Source organism: Paractinoplanes hotanensis, from assembly GCF_023717965.1.
Classification (GTDB): domain Bacteria; phylum Actinomycetota; class Actinomycetes; order Mycobacteriales; family Micromonosporaceae; genus Actinoplanes; species Actinoplanes polyasparticus.
Window position 1 is genome coordinate 25447 of the sequence record NZ_JAMQOL010000040.1, and the last position, 17055, is coordinate 42501.

Below are 17055 nucleotides of genomic sequence, written 5' to 3' on the forward strand. Positions count from 1 at the left end.
CCGTTGCGGTTGGTGACGGTCACGTTGCGTACGGGACAACGGTTTTCGGGCGGAAGAAGCGCAGGTTAACGCGGGGGCTCGGTAACGCTCAGGTTGCGACCCCGCGCAAAACAAGCGTGGGCACTCGGATAGGGTCAAGACGACGGCGACGGTGCCGGCAGCTCGGCCGGCCGCGCTGTGCGCCGCCGGTTCGCCGCGGCGCCTCCTCAGTTCAGGCGCGGCGGTCGGACGCCCCTTTGCCGGCCCTCGACGCGGTCGGCAACGCAGACCCCTCCGCCGGTCGCATAATCCGGCGGACCGAAACGAGGAGATCCACCTGTGACCATCCGGGTTGGCATCAATGGCTTCGGCCGTATCGGCCGCAACTTCTTCCGGGCGGTTCTCGCCTCGGGTGCGGACATCGAGATCGTCGGCGTGAACGACCTGACCGACAACGCCACGCTGGCTCACCTGCTCAAGTACGACTCGATCCTCGGCCGCCTGCCGCACGAGGTGAAGGCCACCGCCGACGAGATCACCGTCGCCGGCAAGACCTTCAAGGCGTACGCCGAGAAGGACCCGAACAACCTGCCCTGGGGCGACCTGGGCGCCGACGTCGTCATCGAGTCGACCGGCTTCTTCACCGACGCCTCGAAGGCCAAGGCGCACGTCGACCAGGGCGCCAAGAAGGTCATCATCTCGGCCCCGGCCAAGAACGAAGACATCACCATCGTCATGGGCGTCAACGACAACCTGTACGACGGTGCGAAGCACACGATCATCTCGAACGCTTCCTGCACCACCAACTGCCTCGCCCCGATGGCGAAGGTCCTGAACGACACGATCGGCATCGAGCGTGGCCTCATGACCACGATCCACGCCTACACCCAGGACCAGAACCTGCAGGACGGCCCGCACAAGGACCTGCGCCGCGCTCGCGCCGCGGCCCTGAACATCGTGCCGACCTCGACCGGCGCCGCCAAGGCCGTCAGCCTCGTGCTGCCGGAGCTCAAGGGCAAGCTCGACGGCTTCGCGCTGCGGGTGCCGATCCCGACCGGCTCGGCCACCGACCTCACCTTCACCGCCGGCAAGGACACCTCGGTCGAAGAGGTCAACGCCGCGATCAAGGCCGCCGCGGACGGCCCGCTCAAGGGCATCCTCGTCTACACCGAGGACGAGATCGTCTCGTCGGACATCGTCACCGACCCGGCGTCCTGCATCTTCGACGCCGGTCTGACCAAGGTGATCGGCAACCAGGTCAAGGTCGTCGGCTGGTACGACAACGAGTGGGGCTACTCGAACCGCCTCGTCGACCTGGTCAAGCTCGTCGGGGCCTGATCTTGAAGACTCTCGACGACCTGCTCGGCGAGGGCGTGTCGGGTCGGCGCGTGCTCGTACGCGCCGACCTGAACGTCCCGTTCGACAAGAATGCCCCCCAGGGGGCAAATGCAGTCATCAGCGACGACGGCCGCGCCCGGGCGGTGCTGCCGACGCTGATCGCGCTGCGTGACGCGGGCGCCCGCGTCATCGTCATGTCGCACCTGGGCCGCCCCAAGGGCGCGCCCGACCCCAAGTACACGCTGGCTCCGGTGGCCACCCGCCTGGGTGAGCTGCTCGGCTCGCCGGTGGTCTTCGCGGCCGACACGGTCGGCGAGGACGCCCGCGCCAAGGCCGGCGCTCTCGAGGACGGCCAGGTGCTGCTGCTCGAGAACCTGCGCTTCAACGAGGGCGAGACCGCCAAGGACGACGCGACCCGGGCTGCCTTCGCGGGCGAGCTGGCCGCGGCGGCCGACTTCTACGTGGACGACGCTTTCGGCGCTGTGCATCGCAAGCACGCTTCGGTGTACGACGTGCCGGCCCTGCTGCCGCACTACGCCGGCGGTCTCGTCCTGCGCGAGGTCGACGTGCTCAAGAAGGTCACCGAGAACCCCCAGCAGCCGTACGTCGTGGTGCTCGGCGGCTCGAAGGTGTCCGACAAGCTGGCGGTGATCAAGGCGCTGCTGCCCAAGGTCGACAAGCTCCTGGTCGGCGGCGGCATGTGCTTCACCTTCCTCAAGGCCCAGGGCCACGAGGTCGGCAAGTCGCTGCTCGAGGACGACATGGTCGGCACCTGCCGTGACCTGCTGTCCGAGGCGCAGGGCCGGATCGTGCTGCCGGTCGACGTCGTCGCCGCGACCGAGTTCTCGGCCGACGCCGACTCGGTGACCGTGCCGGCGTCCGAGATCCCGGCCGACCGGCTCGGCCTCGACATCGGCCCCCAGTCGGTGGCCCTGTTCGCCGAGGCCATCGGCCCCGCCAGGACAGTGTTCTGGAACGGCCCGATGGGCGTGTTCGAGCTGGCGCCGTTCGCGGCCGGCACCCGGGGCGTGGCCGAGGCGATCACCAAGATCGACGGCTTCTCCGTGGTCGGCGGCGGCGACTCGGCCGCGGCCGTGCGCACGCTCGGCCTCGACGAGAGCGCCTTCGGGCACATCTCGACCGGTGGCGGCGCTTCCCTGGAATACCTCGAGGGCAAGACCCTCCCCGGCATCGAAGCTCTGGAGAAGTGATGGCGGACGCTCGCCGGCCGCTCATGGCCGGAAACTGGAAGATGAACCTCAACCACTTCGAGGCCAATCTTCTGGTGCAGAAGCTCGCTGCCGGTCTGACCGAGCAGCAGCTGACCGACGTCGAGGTGGCTGTCCTGCCGCCGTTCACCGACCTGCGCACCGTGCAGACCGCCGTCGACGGCGACAAGCTTCAGATCGAGTACGGGGCCCAGGACATCTCGCAGCACAAGTCCGGCGCGTACACCGGGGAGATCGCCGGCTCCATGCTGGAGAAGCTGGGCTGCACCTACGTGCTGGCCGGGCACTCCGAGCGGCGTGAGTACCACAACGAGGACGACGCCATCGTCAACGCGAAGGTGAAGGCGGCCTTCGCGAGCAACCTGACGCCGATCCTGTGCGTCGGCGAGGGCCTGTCCGTCCGCGAGGCGAACGGCCACTGCGCGCACTGCGCTTCGCAGCTCGACGCCGGCCTGGCCGGGCTCAAGCCCGAGCAGGTCAAGCAGATCGTCGTCGCGTACGAGCCGGTCTGGGCGATCGGCACCGGCAAGACCGCGACCCCCGAGGACGCGCAGGAGGTCTGCGGCGAGCTGCGGGCCCGGATCACCGAGAAGTACGGCGATGAGGTCGGCAACGCGGTGCGCATCCTCTACGGCGGCTCGGTGAAGGCGGCCAACATCGCGGCCATCATGGCCAAGCCCGACGTGGACGGCGCCCTGATCGGCGGCGCGAGCCTGGACGCCGAGGAGTTCGCCTCGATCGTCCGGTTTCGTGAGCACGTAGCACGCTGAGTCCGAACGTGTGCCCGGGCGTAACGATCGCCCGGGCACACGCTATTGTTGGACCGCTTGCAGTGCCCTTCGAGAGGAATCGTCCGACCATGCCGATGTGGTTCGCGTACACGTTGATCGCGTTGCTGGTCCTCACCAGCGTCCTGCTGACTCTGCTGATCCTGCTGCACCGCGGCAAGGGCGGCGGCATGTCGAGCATGTTCGGTGGCGGCGTCACCTCCAGCCTGGCCGGCTCGTCGGTCGCCGAGAAGAACCTCGACCGCTACACCGTCCTGGTGGGCATCGTCTGGTTCGCCTGCATCGTGGGTCTCGGGCTCTGGATGCGGGTCGCCGTCCCGAGCACCTGATTTCCTTGCGCCCCGTGCTTCCTGACGGAGCGTGATAGTCGTAGAATGTGCCGCGCGTCCGGTTCTGCCGGGCGCGCGGCTATTTTATGGCCTTGTTTCGGCCTGATTTCCGGTCGGCAAACCCGCCCTCGAGACAGGAGCGACATCCGTGTCCAGTGGCAGTGCGATCCGCGGCAGCCGGGTCGGCTCCTCCCCGGTCCGCCCCGACGAACGCAGCGAGCCCGCCCCGCGCCGTGAGGTGACCTACTTCTGCGCGGCGGGTCACGCCAGCCAGATCTGGTTCTCCGCCGAAGCGCCGTCACCCGACGCGTGGGACTGCCCGCGCTGCGGTCAGCCCGCCGGCCTCGACCGGCAGAATCCGCCGGGGCGGTCGCGAGCCGAGCCGTACAAGTCGCATCTGGCGTACGTCAAGGAGCGGCGCACCGACGAGGACGGCGCCAAGATCCTCGAAGAGGCGCTGGCCAAGCTCCGTCAGCGGCGCGGGCGCGGGGAGTAACGGCCCTCAGGCGGCTGTGTCGCGGCCCAGGTAGGTGACACCGGGCTCGGACGGCACGGCGATCTGCTCGAAGCCCAGACGGTCGTAGAACGCGCGCGCGGCGGTGTTCGCCGGGGCCATGCCCAGGTGCACCCGCTGCGCGCCGGCCGCGTGCAGCCCGGCCAGGAACGACCACATCAGCCCGCGCCCCAGCCCGCGGCCCTGCCACTCCGGCAGCAGGTCGATGTGCAGGTGCGCGGGATAGCGGGCCAGTTCCGGCACGAGCATGCGCTCGGGGTTGTGGTGCAGCTCGAGCCAGAACTCGTCGCGGGGGTCGTTGCCGTACCGGTCGGCGGTGGCGGGCAGCCATTCCTGCCGGTAGCGCCGGACGAACTCGGCCGTGTCGGTGGTGCCGACGACATAGCCGACGGCGTTGCCCGTCCCGTCGTCGAGGATCCGGGCCACGGTCGGCTCGAGAATGACGTACGGGGCTGCGAAGATGTCACCGACGAGACGGTCCGAGCTGTTCTGACCGCGCGCGTCCCCTCCGGAGTCGGCGGTACGCACGCAGATGTCGTAGACGGCGTCGAGGTCGGTAGGCCGGTAGGCGCGGATCTCTGGCTGCACGGATGCATTCTAGGTTCCGCGTACGGTGTGGCCGTGGTCACCGTCCGATGACACCATGTTCCGATGCGGAGCTCACCGATGCAGTGGACCCTCGAAGTTGTCGTCGTCCCCGTCGCCGACGTGGACCGCGCCAAGGAGTTCTACGCCGACCGTCTGGGCTTCGTCGTCGACCACGACACGAAGATCAACGACGATGTCCGGATCGTGCAGCTCACCCCGCCCGGCAGCGGGTGCTCGATCGTCATCGGCAAGGGCGCGGTGCCGAACATGCCGCCCGGCTCGCTCAAGGGACTGCAGCTGGTGGTGCCCGACATCGAACAGGCACATGCCGAACTGGTCGAGCGGGGAGTGGCCGTGAGCGACGTCCAGGCGGTGGGCGAGAACCCGCGGCCCACGCCGCACCCCCTGGACAATGTCGGCTTCGTCTTCTTCGACGACCCGGACGGCAACAGCTGGGCCGTCCAGCAGATCTCGTCGCGCGCCTAGCGCTCGCCCACCTTGGCCGCCGCGGCCTTGTCGAGCAGCCAGTAGGTCTTCGTCCGTCCGGTCGCGTGCGCCGCCGGCAGCAGCTTGTCGCCGTCCAGAGCCCGGCTCACCGAGTCGGTCTTGTCCGGGCCGGCCGCGATGAGCCACACCTCATCGGCCGACTGGATGGTCGGCATGGTCAGGGTGATCCGGTTCGGCGGCGGCTTCGGGCTGTTGTGGACGGCGGCGGTGGTGCTGCCGGTCTCGTTGAGCACGGGGTGTTCGGGGAAGAGCGAGGCCACGTGACCGTCCTCGCCGACGCCCAGCATCAGCACGTCGAACGGCGGCAGGTCGGCCCCGCCGAGGCGCAGCTCCGCGGCGTACCGGGCGGCAGCCGCCTCGGTGTCGTCGCCGTCGGCGCCGTCCGAGGCGGGCATGGCGTGCACGCGGGCCGGGTCGAGCGGCAGCGCGTCGAGCAGGGCCTCGCGGGCCTGGGTCTCGTTGCGCTCCGGGTCACCGGCGGGCAGGAAGCGCTCGTCGCCCCACCACAGGTCGAGCTGAGCCCAGTCGATCGCCTTGGCCTCGGGCAGCTCCTTGAGGGCGGCCAGCACCCGCTTGGCGATCCGGCCGCCGGTCAGCACGACGCCGGCCGAGCCGCGTTCCGCCTGCGCGTCCACGATCTTGGCGATCAGCCGGGACGCCACGGTCGCGGCCAGGGTGTCGGCGTCCGGAACGACCACCACCAGGGTCTTGCTCACAGTTGCGTCTCCTGTCGGTGTTGTCGGTGTCAAAGGGCTGAGGCCGCCCACCGATGACGGTGGACGGCCCCCTTGCGTTCTCGTTCCCTACGCGGCCGTGCCACCGGGACCGGCCATCGCGGCCTCGTCGCCGGCCTGCGCGGCCAGCGCGGGATCCTTCCAGACGTGGACGCGCATCGGCGGCTTGTGGTCGAGGCCGGACACGCCGGCCATCGAGCCGAGGGCGTCGGCGTAGATCTGGTCGGCGTCCAGGCGGCGCAGCTCCTCGGCCAGTTCGTCGCCGACCGGCCGCTTGGGCAGCGGCATGTAGCGGTCCTCCTGGCCGGTGCGGCTGAACAGCGCCGTGTTCTCCTCCCGGGTCACGGTGACCGTGTCGCCGTTCTCGCACTGGAGCATCACCGCGTGCATGCGCGGCGCGCGGTCGCTTGCCTGCAGTTCGGGCACGATGCCGAGCCGGGACTGGAGCCAGCCCTTCATCAGCCAGGCCGTCGGGTCCTTGGGCGGGGCCACGATGGTCGCGCCGGTCACCCGGGCCTCGGTGGTGTCGAACGCGCCGGCCACCAGGGTGCGCCACAGGGTGATGCGGGTCCAGGTGAGGTCGGTGTCGCCGGGCGCGTAGTCGACCGCCCGCTGGCGCAGCGCGGCCACCGGGTCGTGGGCCTGCGCGCAGTCGGTGATGCGCCGGTCGGCCACCACGCCGAGGAAGTCGTTCGCGATCATGTCCGGCGGCTCCTGGTGCCACCAGGTGACGACCGGGACGTCCGGGGCCAGCAGAGGCATGACCACCGACTCGGCGTGCAGCGCGAGACGGCCGTACATGCGCATGACGACCGCCTCGGCCGGCCCCAGCCGGCCACCGACGACGATCTCGGCGTCCAGACGGCTGCGACCCTCCAGATCGGAGCGCACCACGATGAGCAGCCGGCACGGGTGCGCGGCGGCGGCGATCGTGGCTGCCGCCTCGGCCTCGCGGACCTTCTTCTCCTCTACGACGGCGACCAGGGTCAGGGCGAGGCCGGAGGCCACACCGCCGGCGCTGCGCCGCTCGGCGGCGAGCGCCTTGACCACCTCGTTGCCGGTGGTGTCCCACAAGCCGATCACTTCGTTCCCCTATCCATCAGGCACGCCGCCAGGCCCGGCCCTCGCGGGCCAGCATCTCGTCCGAAGCGCGCGGGCCCCACTCGCCGGACCGGTAGGGCTCGGGCTTGGTGCCCGCCCACGCGGCCTCCAGCGGGTCGATGACCTGCCAGCTCTGCTCGATCTCGGCCGCGTCCGGGAACAGGGTCCGGTCGCCGACCAGCACGTCCAGCACGAGACGCTCGTACGCCTCGGGGCTGGACTCGGTGAACGCCTCGCCGTACTGGAAGTCCATCGCGATGTCGCGAACCTCCATCGTGGTGCCCGGCACCTTGGAGCCGTACTTCAGCACCACGCCCTCGTCGGGCTGCACGCGGATGACCAGCTGGTTGTGACCGAGCATCTCGACGTCGGCCGGGTCGAACGGCAGGTGCGGAGCCTTCTTGAAGAGGATCGCGATCTCGGTCACCCGGCGTGGCATGCGCTTGCCCACGCGTACGTAGAAGGGAACTTCGGCCCAGCGGCGGTTCTGGATGCCGAGCCGTACGGCCGCGTAGGTCTCCGTCGTGGAGTCCGCCGGGATGTTCTTCTCCTCGAGATAGCCGACCGCGCGCTCGCCGGCCACCCAGCCCGGAAGATACTGACCGCGGACGGAGCCCTTGGAGATGTCCTTCGGGATGGCGATGGCCTTGAGGACCTTGAGCTTCTCGGCCCGCACGTCGTCGGGGTCGAAGCTCGTCGGCTCCTCCATCGCCACCAGGGCCAGCAGCTGGAGCAGGTGGTTCTGGAGCACGTCGCGGGCGGCGCCGGACGCGTCGTAGAACGCGGCCCGGGTACCGATGCCCACGTCCTCGGCCATCGTGATCTGCACCGAGTCGACGTACTTGGAATTCCAGACCGGCTCGAACAGGCTGTTGGCGAAGCGCAGGGCCAGGATGTTCTGGACCGTCTCCTTGCCCAGGTAGTGGTCGATGCGGTAGACGTCGCCGGGCGTGAAGACCTCGTCGACCAGCTGGTTCAGTGAGATGGCGGTCTGCAGGTCGTTGCCGAACGGCTTCTCGACCACCACCCGGCGCCAGCCACCGGACTTGGCGTTGTCGGCCATGCCGGTGCGGGCCAGCTGGTTGAGCACCAGCGGGAACGCGGCCGGCGGGATCGAGAAGTAGAAGGCGGCGTTGCCCGGGATGCCGTTGCGCTCCCGGAGGTCGTCGAGGGTCTCGGCCAGGTGGTCGAACGCGGCGTCGTCGTCGAACGAGCCGGGCACGAACTGGAACTGGCTGGCGAGCCGCTGCCAGACGTCCTCGCGCCACGGGGTCCGGGCGCCCTTCTTCGCCGCTTCGTACGCCAGCGACTCGAAGTCACCGTCACCCCAGTCGCGGCGGGCGAAGCCCAGAACCACGAAACCGGGCGGCAGGAGACCGCGGTTGGCCAGGTCGTAGACGGCCGGGATGAGCTTCTTTCGGGACAGGTCACCGGTGACTCCGAAGATCACCAGAGCGCAAGGCTCGGGGATCCGGGGAAGCCTGCGGTCCTGTGCGCTACGCAGCGGATTGCCCACGTGGTCCATCCTGCCAGTTTTCGGTGTCGAGCAAGTGTCTAAGCAGGGACAGAGGAGGGGACTCGCGGCACGCGAGCCCCCTCACTGCTGTGTGTCAGGCCGCGTCGCTCGGGTTGTCCGAGCCCTTGGCCGCCGCCTTGAGCGACTTGTCGACGCCCTCGAGCAGTTCCTTCCAGCTGGCCTCGAACTTGTCGACGCCCTCGTCCTCGAGCACCTTGAACACGTCGGGGAGGTCGATGCCGACCGCGGCCAGGTCGGCGAAGACCTTCCGGGCGGCGTCGTACGAGCCGGTCACCGCGTCGGGGCGGACCACACCGTGGTCGGCGAACGCGTGGATCACGGCTTCGGGCATGGTGTTGACCGTGCCCGGAGCGACCAGCTCCTCGACGTAGATGGTGTCCTTGTACTCCGGGTTCTTGGTGGAGGTGGACGCCCACAGCGGGCGCTGCGGATGCGCGCCGGCGGCCGCGAGCGCCTTCCACCGGTCGGTGCTGAAGACCTCTTCGTACGCCTCGTAGGCGAGCTGGGCGTTGGCGATGGCCGCCTTGCCCTTGAGCGCCTTGGCCTCGTCGCTGCCGATCTTGTCGAGGCGCTTGTCGATCTCGGAGTCCACGCGGGAGACGAAGAACGACGCCACCGAACCGATCTTGGACAGGTCGTGGCCGTTGGCCCGGGCCTGCTCGATGCCGGCCAGGAACGCGTCCATGACCTGGCGGTACCGCTCGTTCGAGAAGATCAGCGTCACGTTGACGCTGATGCCCTCGGCCAGCACCGCGGTGATCGCCGGCAGGCCCGCGAGGGTGGCCGGAATCTTGATGTAGAGGTTCTCGCGGTCGACGAGCCACCAGAGCGTCTTGGCCTCGGCCACGGTGCTCTCGGTCTCGTGCGCCTTGCGCGGGTCGACCTCGATGGACACCCGGCCGTCGACGCCGTTCGAGGCGTCGTAGGCCGGGCGCTCGACGTCGCACGCGTCCCGCACGTCGCGGCCGGTCATCAGCCGGACCGCTTCCTCGACCGTGACACCCTGGGCGGCCAGGTCCCGGAGCTGCTCGTCGTAGGCGTCGGCGTCGGACAGTGCCTTCTGGAAGATGCTCGGGTTGGTGGTCACGCCGACCACGTGCTGCTCGTCGAGCAGCTTCTTGAGCCCGCCCGTGGTCAGGCGGGGGCGGGAGAGGTCGTCGAGCCAGACCGCCACACCAGCGGCGGACAGCTCAGCAAGCCTGTCGGTCATCGAAAACTCCCTCAGTTACCGGTCGTGTGACCGGTGATCTCGCCGACCTTGGCCAGGGCGGCGTTGGCCTTGGCCACCACGTTGTCCGCGGTGAACCCGAACTGCTCGAAGAGGATCTTGGCGGGGGCGCTGGCGCCGTAGTGCTCGATGCTCACGGGCTCGCCCGCCTCACCCAGGATCCTGTCCCAGCTCTGCCGGATGCCGGCCTCAACCGTCACCCGGGCCTTGACGCCGCGCGGCAGCACCTGCTGCTGGTACGCGGTGTCCTGCTCGTAGAACCACTCGAGGCACGGCATCGATACCACGCGGGTCGGGGTGCCCTGGGCCTCGAGTCGCTCCTGGGCGGTGAGGCAGTACTGCACCTCGGAGCCGGTGCCGATGAGGATCACCTTGGGCTCGCCGCCGGACGCCTCGGAGAGGATGTAGCCGCCCCGCAGGGTGCCCTCGGCCGACGCGTACTTCGTACGGTCGATCGTCGGCAGGTTCTGCCGGGACAGCGCCAGGCCGGTCGGGCGGTCCTTGTGCTCGATCGCGCCGCGCCAGGCGTACGCCGTCTCGTTGGCGTCGGCCGGGCGGACGACGTCGAGGCCGACGATGGCCCGCAGCGCGGACAGGGTCTCGATCGGCTGGTGGGTCGGGCCGTCCTCGCCCAGGCCGATGGAGTCGTGCGTCCACACGTAGATGACCGGCAGCTTCATCAGTGCGGACAGGCGTACGGCGCCGCGCATGTAGTCGCTGAAGACCAGGAACGTGCCGCCGTAGGGGCGGGTCTTGCCGTTGGCCGTGATGCCGTTGAGCACCGAGCCCATGCCGTGCTCGCGGATGCCGAAGTGCAGAGTGCGGCCGTACTCGTTGCCGGGGAACGCCTTGGTCGCGTACTCGGCCGGGATGAAGGACGGCTCGCCCTTCATCGTGGTGTTGTTGCTCTCGGCGAGGTCGGCCGAACCGCCCCAGAGTTCGGGCAGCACCGGCGCGAGGGCGTTCAGCACCTGCTGCGACGCGGCGCGGGTGGCCAGGCCCTTGGGGTCGGCCGGGAATTCGGGCAGCGACTTCTCCCAGCCCTCGGGCAGGCCGTGCGCCGACAGCCGGTCGAACAGCGCCCGGCGCTCCGGGTTGGCCTTGGCCCAGGTCTCGAACTTGGTGTTCCACTCGGCGTGCGCCGCCTGGCCCCGCTCGACCACCTGGCGGGTGTGCGCGAGGACGTCCTCGGCGACCGCGAACGTCTCGTTCGGGTCGAAGCCCAGGATCTTCTTGGTGGCGGCGACCTCGTCGGCGCCCAGCGCGGAGCCGTGGATCTTGCCGGTGTTCTGCTTGTTCGGCGCCGGCCAGCCGATGATCGTGCGCAGCACGATGAACGTCGGCTTGTCGGTGACCTTGTTGCCCGCCGCGATCGCGGCGTAGAGCGCCTCGACGTCCTCGTGGTACTCGCTGCCCTGGGACGGGTCGCCCTTGCGCCAGTCCACGTGCCGGACGTCCCAGCCGTACGCGGCGTAACGCGCGCCGACGTCCTCGTTCTTGGCGATCCGGGTGTCGTCCTCGATGGAGATCTCGTTGTCGTCGTAGATCACCGTGAGGTTGCCGAGCTTCTGGACGCCGGCGATGGCGCTCGACTCGTGGCTGACGCCCTCTTCGATGTCGCCGTCCGAACACAACACGTACACGTTGTGGTCGAACAGAGAGTCATCGGTCTTGGGCTCGGGGTCGAACAGGCCACGCTCGCGGCGGGCGGCCATCGCCATGCCCACCGCGTTGCCGATGCCCTGACCGAGCGGGCCGGTGGTGACCTCGACGCCGGGGGTGTGCCCGTACTCGGGGTGGCCCGGGGTCAGCGAGTCCCACTGCCGCAGCGAGGCCAGGTCGTCCAGGGCCAGGCCGAAGCCGTTCAGGTAGAGCTGAATGTAGAGGGTGAGGCTGGAGTGACCACAGGAGAGCACGAAGCGGTCCCGCCCGGCCCAGTGCGGGTCGGTCGGGTCATGCCGCATGACCCGGTTGAACAGCAGGTAGGCCGCGGGGGCGAGGCTCATCGCGGTGCCGGGATGGCCGTTGCCGGATTTCTCGACGGCATCCATCGCCAGGACCCGGACAGTGTCCACTGCCTTGCGGTCTAGGTCGGACCAATTGAGAGCAGGATCTTTGGCAGCCACGTCGGTTGTGCTCCTCGGGGCATGATTTTGGGAACCCTTTTGAGCTTGACCCTATCCACTTGCCTTAAACCCCCGCCCGGGGAACGCCCGAGGCCCATACGCTGAGAGCGGACACGCGACGTGTGACGCCGTGCACCCGATGTGGGTCGCCGGAGCAGCGCAGATGGCTGAGCGTAGGCTGTCTCAGCGTGCCGCCGGCTGGCGCCGGCAACGGTCGTGAGTTGGCTAATGCCGAAGCCGGAAGGTGGCAGTCCGTGAGCATGATCACCGAGCGTCCCGTCCCTGGACGGGCGGTCGGCGTGGCGGAGGGCGCCGCGGACGCGGTTCGCCCCGGAGCGCGTCTCGATCTCGTAGCCCTGCTGCGCGCGTACCTGTCGCTGTGCAAGCCGCAGATCGTCGAACTGCTCCTGGTGACCACCGTCCCGACCATGATGGTCGCGGCCGGCGGGTGGCCTGACCTGCGCACTCTTGCCGTGGTGCTGATCGGCGGGTCGATGGCGGGCGGCGCCGCGAGCGCGCTCAACTGCTACATCGACCGCGACATCGACCAGGTCATGCGCCGGACGAAGCGGCGGCCGCTGCCGGCCAACGCCGTGACCCCGCGGGCCGTGCTCGTCTTCGGTCTGACCCTCGCCGTGATCTCCGTCGCGCTGATGGCCGTCTTCACCAACTGGCTGGCCACGGCGCTGACCGCCGGGGCGATCTTCTACTACGACGTCGTCTACACGCTGTGGCTGAAGCGGCGCACTCCGGCCAACACGTTCTGGGGCGGCATCTGCGGCTCGGCGCCGGTGATCATCGGCTGGGCCGCCGTGACGGGCACCGTGTCGGCGCTGGGGTGGGCGCTTTTTGCGGTTGTCTTTTTTTGGCAGATGCCGCACTTCTATGCGCTCGCCATCAAGTACAAGGACGACTATGCCCGCGCCGGCATCCCGATGTTGCCGGTCGTGCGCTCGGCCCGGCGGGTCAACGGCGAGATCGTGCTCTACACCGTGCTCACCGTGGTGGCCTCGCTCGCTGTCTGGCCGCTGGGGTCGGGGCTGGGCCTGGGCCTGATCTACGGCATCACGGCCATCGCCACCGGGGCCGCCTTCCTGGGCGAGGCGCTGCTGCTGGTCAAGCGGTCGCGCGCCGGCGAGCCGACCAAGCCGATGCGGCTGTTCCACTGGTCCATCACCTACCTGACGATCCTGTTCATCGCCGTGGCGGTGGACGCGCTCGTCTGAGCCTCCCGCTGACGCGTCGCGCGCCCTCCCGCTGACCGCGGGACGGGCGCGCTGCCGTATGCGGGCCGGACGCTTTCCGGTGGCCGTTCGTTGAGTCGCGGCGCGTGCCACTTTTCGGCGTGGCGCGCAAGGCCGCAGGTGCGTGGTGGTGGCGTTCCGTCGTGCGGCTCCGCCGGTCGATCGTCGGCCCAGGGTCACCGACGTCGCACAACGTGACCGAATTCGTCGCATTTTTGGTTACGCAAGGTCACTCAATAGATGGAAAACTGTGGATGCGACCATATCGGGCAAAATGGTGTTTTAGCTACGTGACCAAAGGTTAAACCCGCAGGTAATTCGGCTCACAAAAGGCGGGCGGAGGTACTTGCCTCGGCCCACGAGGTGCTTACTCTTCCGTTCATGGCTCAAGGTTCCGATACGACACTGACCGCGGGGATCAAGTCCTTCGCCGCCGGCCACGGTGGTGCCAAGGCGGTCATCGAGTACGTCGGCAAGCGTGGTGCCCGCATTGTCCTCGTCGGCGAGGACGGGGAGTGGTCCGACCAGTTCGCCGACGACACCAACCAGGCCCGCAAGGCTTGTGAGAACGCCGGCGTCGAGGTGGAGAACGAGTGGGAGCGCGAGCTCATGGAGCAGATGCGCCCCAGCAACGACCTGTGGCGCTCGATGTCCCGCCGGAGCATGGCACGCTGAGTCGACCCCGAGTTGACCCCGAGTTGTCCCCGACTTCCGACCCTGCGACCCGGGAGCGATCCCGGGTCGCTCTCGTCACCTGCGACCTCTTCCCGGACCTCTGGGAGGACGACCTGCCGCTGCGCGATGTCCTGCTCTCCCGCGGCGCTGAGGTGGACGTCCTCGGCTGGGACGACACCGAGGCCGACTGGGCGGCGTACGACGTGGCGGTGATCCGCTCACCCTGGGACTACGTCGCCCGCCGCGACAGCTTCGTCAGCTGGGCGCACAGCGTTGCTCGCTTGCTCAACCCGGCCGACGTGCTCGAGTGGAACACCGACAAGCGCTACCTGGCCGAACTGGCGAACGCCGGCCTGCCGGTCACGCCCACGGATTTCGTGGCCCCGGGCGACTCGTGGACCCCGCCGTCCGACGGCGAATGGGTCGTGAAGCCCACGGTCAGCGCCGGCAGTCAGGACACGGGCCGCTACCTGTTGCCCGCCCAGCAGGCCCTGGCCGAGGCCCACGTGGCCCGCCTGGCCGCCGCCGGCCGCACAGCGATGATCCAGCCCTACCTGTCCGCGGTCGACGAGCAGGGCGAGACCGCGCTCATCTTCCTGCCCGACACCGGCGGCGTCCTCTCGTTCAGCCACGCGATCCGCAAGGGCGCGATGCTCACCGGCCCCGACGAGGGCGCCATCGATCCCGGCAGCGAACGGATCGACCCCCGCAGCCCGACCGAGGCCGAGCGCGCGACCGCCGAACGCGTGCTCGAAGCCGTCCCCGGCGGCGCAGGGCGCCTGCTCTACGCCCGCGTCGACCTGATCCCCGGCCCGGACGGTGCGCCGCTGCTGGTCGAGCTCGAACTGACCGAGCCTTCCCTCTTCCTGAAAGAGGGCGGAGACGCCGCCACCCGTCGCCTGGCCGAGGCCATCCTCGCGCGCATCTGACCGGCGGCTTTCCGTGAACAGGCCTGATCCACGCACATAGGTGGCTTGGTAGCTTGCTCTCGCCACCCCACAGGCGACCACGCCGACCAGCGTGGCCCGCCGCCCGGAGACGCCGCTATCCGGCGCCTGGCCGGGTTCGATCGCGGCGGCCCTTCGTTGTCAGGCCGGTGCACGCGTCGGGTGATGGCCGGAGAGAGAAGACCATCACCCGCGCGCAGGTGGGTTGGTGCGGCGGTCGCGCAGAGACACCGGGAACGGCCGCCGCACCAGCGCGTGCTGTCGTATAGAACCACCCTCTTTCTTTGGGAGGCGCTCGACCGGATTGCCCTGCGGCGCGGCGCGCGGCGGGTACGCGCGGCCGGATGGCACGGTCGGGGCGGATCCGGCACCGCACGACGCGATGCCGTTGATCGGGGACGGCGCGGGGGTTATGGCTGTTGGCGGGTGGCGTCCGGAGAGCCGTCCTCGGCGGGGACACCGGTGCCGGCGGCCTGCGGCGGACGCCACCCCTTCGGCAGGGTTTCGCGGGAGCCGCTCCGCCTGACGGGGAACGGAGCGGCAACCCTGCCGGGTCCAATGGCCGGGCCGTGCGTCAGCCTGGCCGCGGCTTGGCTGAGGTCGGTCGGCGCAGCATCGGGAAGGTCGGCCGGTGTGGGGGAGCGAGGCTGATGGGTGCCATGGGGACAGCGTGCCGAAGCGGGCCGCTCAAAGTCCGGCCAATGTTTTTTCTGTGGATGACACGCGGGTTATCCACAGGGCCCGATCCTCGAGGCGCAGGTCAGCGCGTTTCGTAGGTGGCCCGATTGTTGCAAGTCGGCCCTAGGGCAGGTGGGTGTGGCGGGGCAGGCGGATGCGGGGAGGCAGGCGGGTGTGGCGGGGCAGGCGGTGGCGGGTCAGGCGTGCAGGGCGGGTCAGTGGGCTACGCAGGCGGGCGCGGCGGGGCAGGCGGGCGAGGCGGGCTTGGCGTGCCTGCGTGCCTGCGTGCCTGCGTGCCTGCGTGCCTGCGGGCCTGCGTGCCTGCGGAACCCAAAGGTCCTGGAAGCAAGCGATGGCTTTTTAGCCCGGCGAAGGGCCGGCAGGGCGTTGAGCTAGCCGGACGGCCGAAGCGGAAGGCTGAGAATTCGTGGGCGCCCACGAATCGATGGCTCAAGCTCGACAAGGGCCGGTTGAGGCGGTCCAACGGGCCGGAGCGGAAGCGCGGGCCCGAGGTGGTGGCGTGAGAGGGCGACGGGGTGGGTCAGCGCGAGGAGGGGACCGGTTCGTCGTCTGCCACTGGGGTGGGAGAGAGCTCGGTGGGGGCCGGGGGCGCGGGCAGGTCGGGGCGGGACCGCAATGACCAGATGACGGCCAGGGTGGAGGTCCAGACCAGGGCCGCGCCGAGCATGTGGGCGCCGACCAGCAGGACCGGGAGGTGGGTGAAGTACTGCACGAAGCCGATCAGGCCCTGGGCCAGCTCGACCACCAGCAGCACCACCGCGGCGCGGACGGTGGTGGCGGGGGCCTTCACGGCGCGCAGCGCGAAGACCAGGGCGACGGTGAGGCCGATGAGCAGGAACACCACGTCGGCGTGGGCCTGGGAGACCGTGGCCGGGTCGAGGCCGTTGCGCTTCGCGTCCTCGTCGCCGGCGTGGGGGCCGCTGCCGGTCACGACCACGCCCAGGGCGATCACCGCGGCGCTGACCGCGGAGAGGATCCACACGAGGTGGTTGATCGGGCGCGGCACCAGTGGCACCGGCGGTCCGTCGCCCTCGGCGGCGCGGCGCCACAGGGCGTACGCGAAAGCGATGATCACGATGGAGATGAGGAAGTGGATGCCGACGACCCACGGGTTGAGGTCGGTGAGCACCGTGATGCCGCCCACGACGGCCTGAAGCGGGATGTAGAACAGCACTGCGACCGACAGCAGAACCCGGGAACGGCGGCGAGGCTTTTCCAGCAGGGCGGCGATCACGCAGGCCACCGCGATGATGCCGAGCGCGAACGTGAGCATCCGGTTGCCGAATTCGATCACGCCGTGCACGCCCATCTCGGCGGTCGTCGTGTACGAGCTGTCGGTGCACCGGGGCCAGGTGGGGCAGCCGAGGCCCGACCCGGTGAGACGGACCGCCGCACCGGTGACGACCAGCGCGACGTTGGCGACAAGGGACGCCAAGGCCAGGGGGCGCAGCGGTAGGAATCTCACCTCTGGCATCGTACGCAGGGAATTGAT

At 69.6% G+C, this 17055-nt stretch carries 16 protein-coding genes; 9 read left to right on the plus strand and 7 right to left on the minus strand.

The window, feature by feature from the left end:
- Positions 1–318: 318 nt before the first annotated feature.
- From gap to LXN57_RS27620, 5 genes are all read left to right on the plus strand, one after another.
- Positions 319–1317: a type I glyceraldehyde-3-phosphate dehydrogenase gene (gap, locus tag LXN57_RS27600; RefSeq protein WP_221381812.1), complete on the plus strand. Its 999-nt coding sequence runs from the start codon at positions 319–321 to the stop codon at positions 1315–1317.
- Positions 1314–2528, plus strand: a complete 1215-nt coding sequence (locus LXN57_RS27605) for a phosphoglycerate kinase (protein ID WP_251801251.1) — start codon at positions 1314–1316, stop codon at positions 2526–2528. The genes gap and LXN57_RS27605 overlap by 4 nt, the downstream gene beginning before the upstream one ends.
- Positions 2528–3316, plus strand: a complete 789-nt coding sequence (gene tpiA / locus LXN57_RS27610) for a triose-phosphate isomerase (protein ID WP_251801139.1) — start codon at positions 2528–2530, stop codon at positions 3314–3316. The genes LXN57_RS27605 and tpiA overlap by 1 nt, the downstream gene beginning before the upstream one ends.
- Before the next feature lie 89 nt (positions 3317–3405).
- On the plus strand, positions 3406–3663 hold the full coding sequence (gene secG / locus LXN57_RS27615) for a preprotein translocase subunit SecG (RefSeq protein ID WP_251801140.1): 258 nt from the start codon (positions 3406–3408) through the stop codon (positions 3661–3663).
- A 148-nt stretch (positions 3664–3811) separates the two neighbouring features.
- On the plus strand, positions 3812–4159 hold the full coding sequence (locus LXN57_RS27620) for an RNA polymerase-binding protein RbpA (RefSeq protein WP_221381809.1): 348 nt from the start codon (positions 3812–3814) through the stop codon (positions 4157–4159).
- A gap of 6 nt (positions 4160–4165) precedes the next feature.
- Here LXN57_RS27620 and LXN57_RS27625 read toward each other — a convergent pair whose 3' ends face one another.
- Entirely contained in the window at positions 4166–4765 is a 600-nt protein-coding gene (locus LXN57_RS27625; RefSeq protein WP_251801141.1) for a GNAT family N-acetyltransferase, read from the minus strand.
- 78 nt (positions 4766–4843) lie between these two features.
- Between LXN57_RS27625 and LXN57_RS27630 the strand changes: the two genes are divergently transcribed.
- Entirely contained in the window at positions 4844–5251 is a 408-nt protein-coding gene (locus tag LXN57_RS27630) for a VOC family protein (protein ID WP_251801252.1), read from the plus strand.
- Here the strand turns inward: LXN57_RS27630 and pgl are convergent.
- From pgl to tkt, 5 genes are all read right to left on the minus strand, one after another.
- Positions 5248–5988, minus strand: coding sequence for a 6-phosphogluconolactonase (pgl, locus tag LXN57_RS27635; protein ID WP_251801142.1), 741 nt, complete (start codon positions 5986–5988; stop codon positions 5248–5250). The genes LXN57_RS27630 and pgl overlap by 4 nt on opposite strands.
- A gap of 87 nt (positions 5989–6075) precedes the next feature.
- Positions 6076–7089, minus strand: coding sequence for a glucose-6-phosphate dehydrogenase assembly protein OpcA (locus tag LXN57_RS27640; protein ID WP_251801143.1), 1014 nt, complete (start codon positions 7087–7089; stop codon positions 6076–6078).
- A 16-nt stretch (positions 7090–7105) separates the two neighbouring features.
- Positions 7106–8623: a glucose-6-phosphate dehydrogenase gene (gene zwf / locus LXN57_RS27645; RefSeq protein ID WP_322112172.1), complete on the minus strand. Its 1518-nt coding sequence runs from the start codon at positions 8621–8623 to the stop codon at positions 7106–7108.
- A 94-nt stretch (positions 8624–8717) separates the two neighbouring features.
- On the minus strand, positions 8718–9854 hold the full coding sequence (gene tal, locus LXN57_RS27650; RefSeq protein WP_251801145.1) for a transaldolase: 1137 nt from the start codon (positions 9852–9854) through the stop codon (positions 8718–8720).
- A gap of 11 nt (positions 9855–9865) precedes the next feature.
- Entirely contained in the window at positions 9866–11923 is a 2058-nt protein-coding gene (tkt, locus tag LXN57_RS27655; RefSeq protein WP_251801253.1) for a transketolase, read from the minus strand.
- A 335-nt stretch (positions 11924–12258) separates the two neighbouring features.
- Between tkt and LXN57_RS27660 the strand changes: the two genes are divergently transcribed.
- From LXN57_RS27660 to LXN57_RS27670, 3 genes are all read left to right on the plus strand, one after another.
- Entirely contained in the window at positions 12259–13224 is a 966-nt protein-coding gene (locus tag LXN57_RS27660) for a heme o synthase (protein WP_251801254.1), read from the plus strand.
- A gap of 399 nt (positions 13225–13623) precedes the next feature.
- On the plus strand, positions 13624–13917 hold the full coding sequence (locus LXN57_RS27665) for a hypothetical protein (RefSeq protein WP_221381802.1): 294 nt from the start codon (positions 13624–13626) through the stop codon (positions 13915–13917).
- A gap of 23 nt (positions 13918–13940) precedes the next feature.
- On the plus strand, positions 13941–14846 hold the full coding sequence (locus LXN57_RS27670; RefSeq protein WP_251801146.1) for an ATP-grasp domain-containing protein: 906 nt from the start codon (positions 13941–13943) through the stop codon (positions 14844–14846).
- Between the two features lie 1237 nt (positions 14847–16083).
- On the opposite strand, the gene LXN57_RS27675 is transcribed toward LXN57_RS27670, so the two are convergent.
- Positions 16084–17028, minus strand: coding sequence for a COX15/CtaA family protein (locus LXN57_RS27675; protein ID WP_251801147.1), 945 nt, complete (start codon positions 17026–17028; stop codon positions 16084–16086).
- Between the last annotated feature and the right edge of the window lie 27 nt (positions 17029–17055).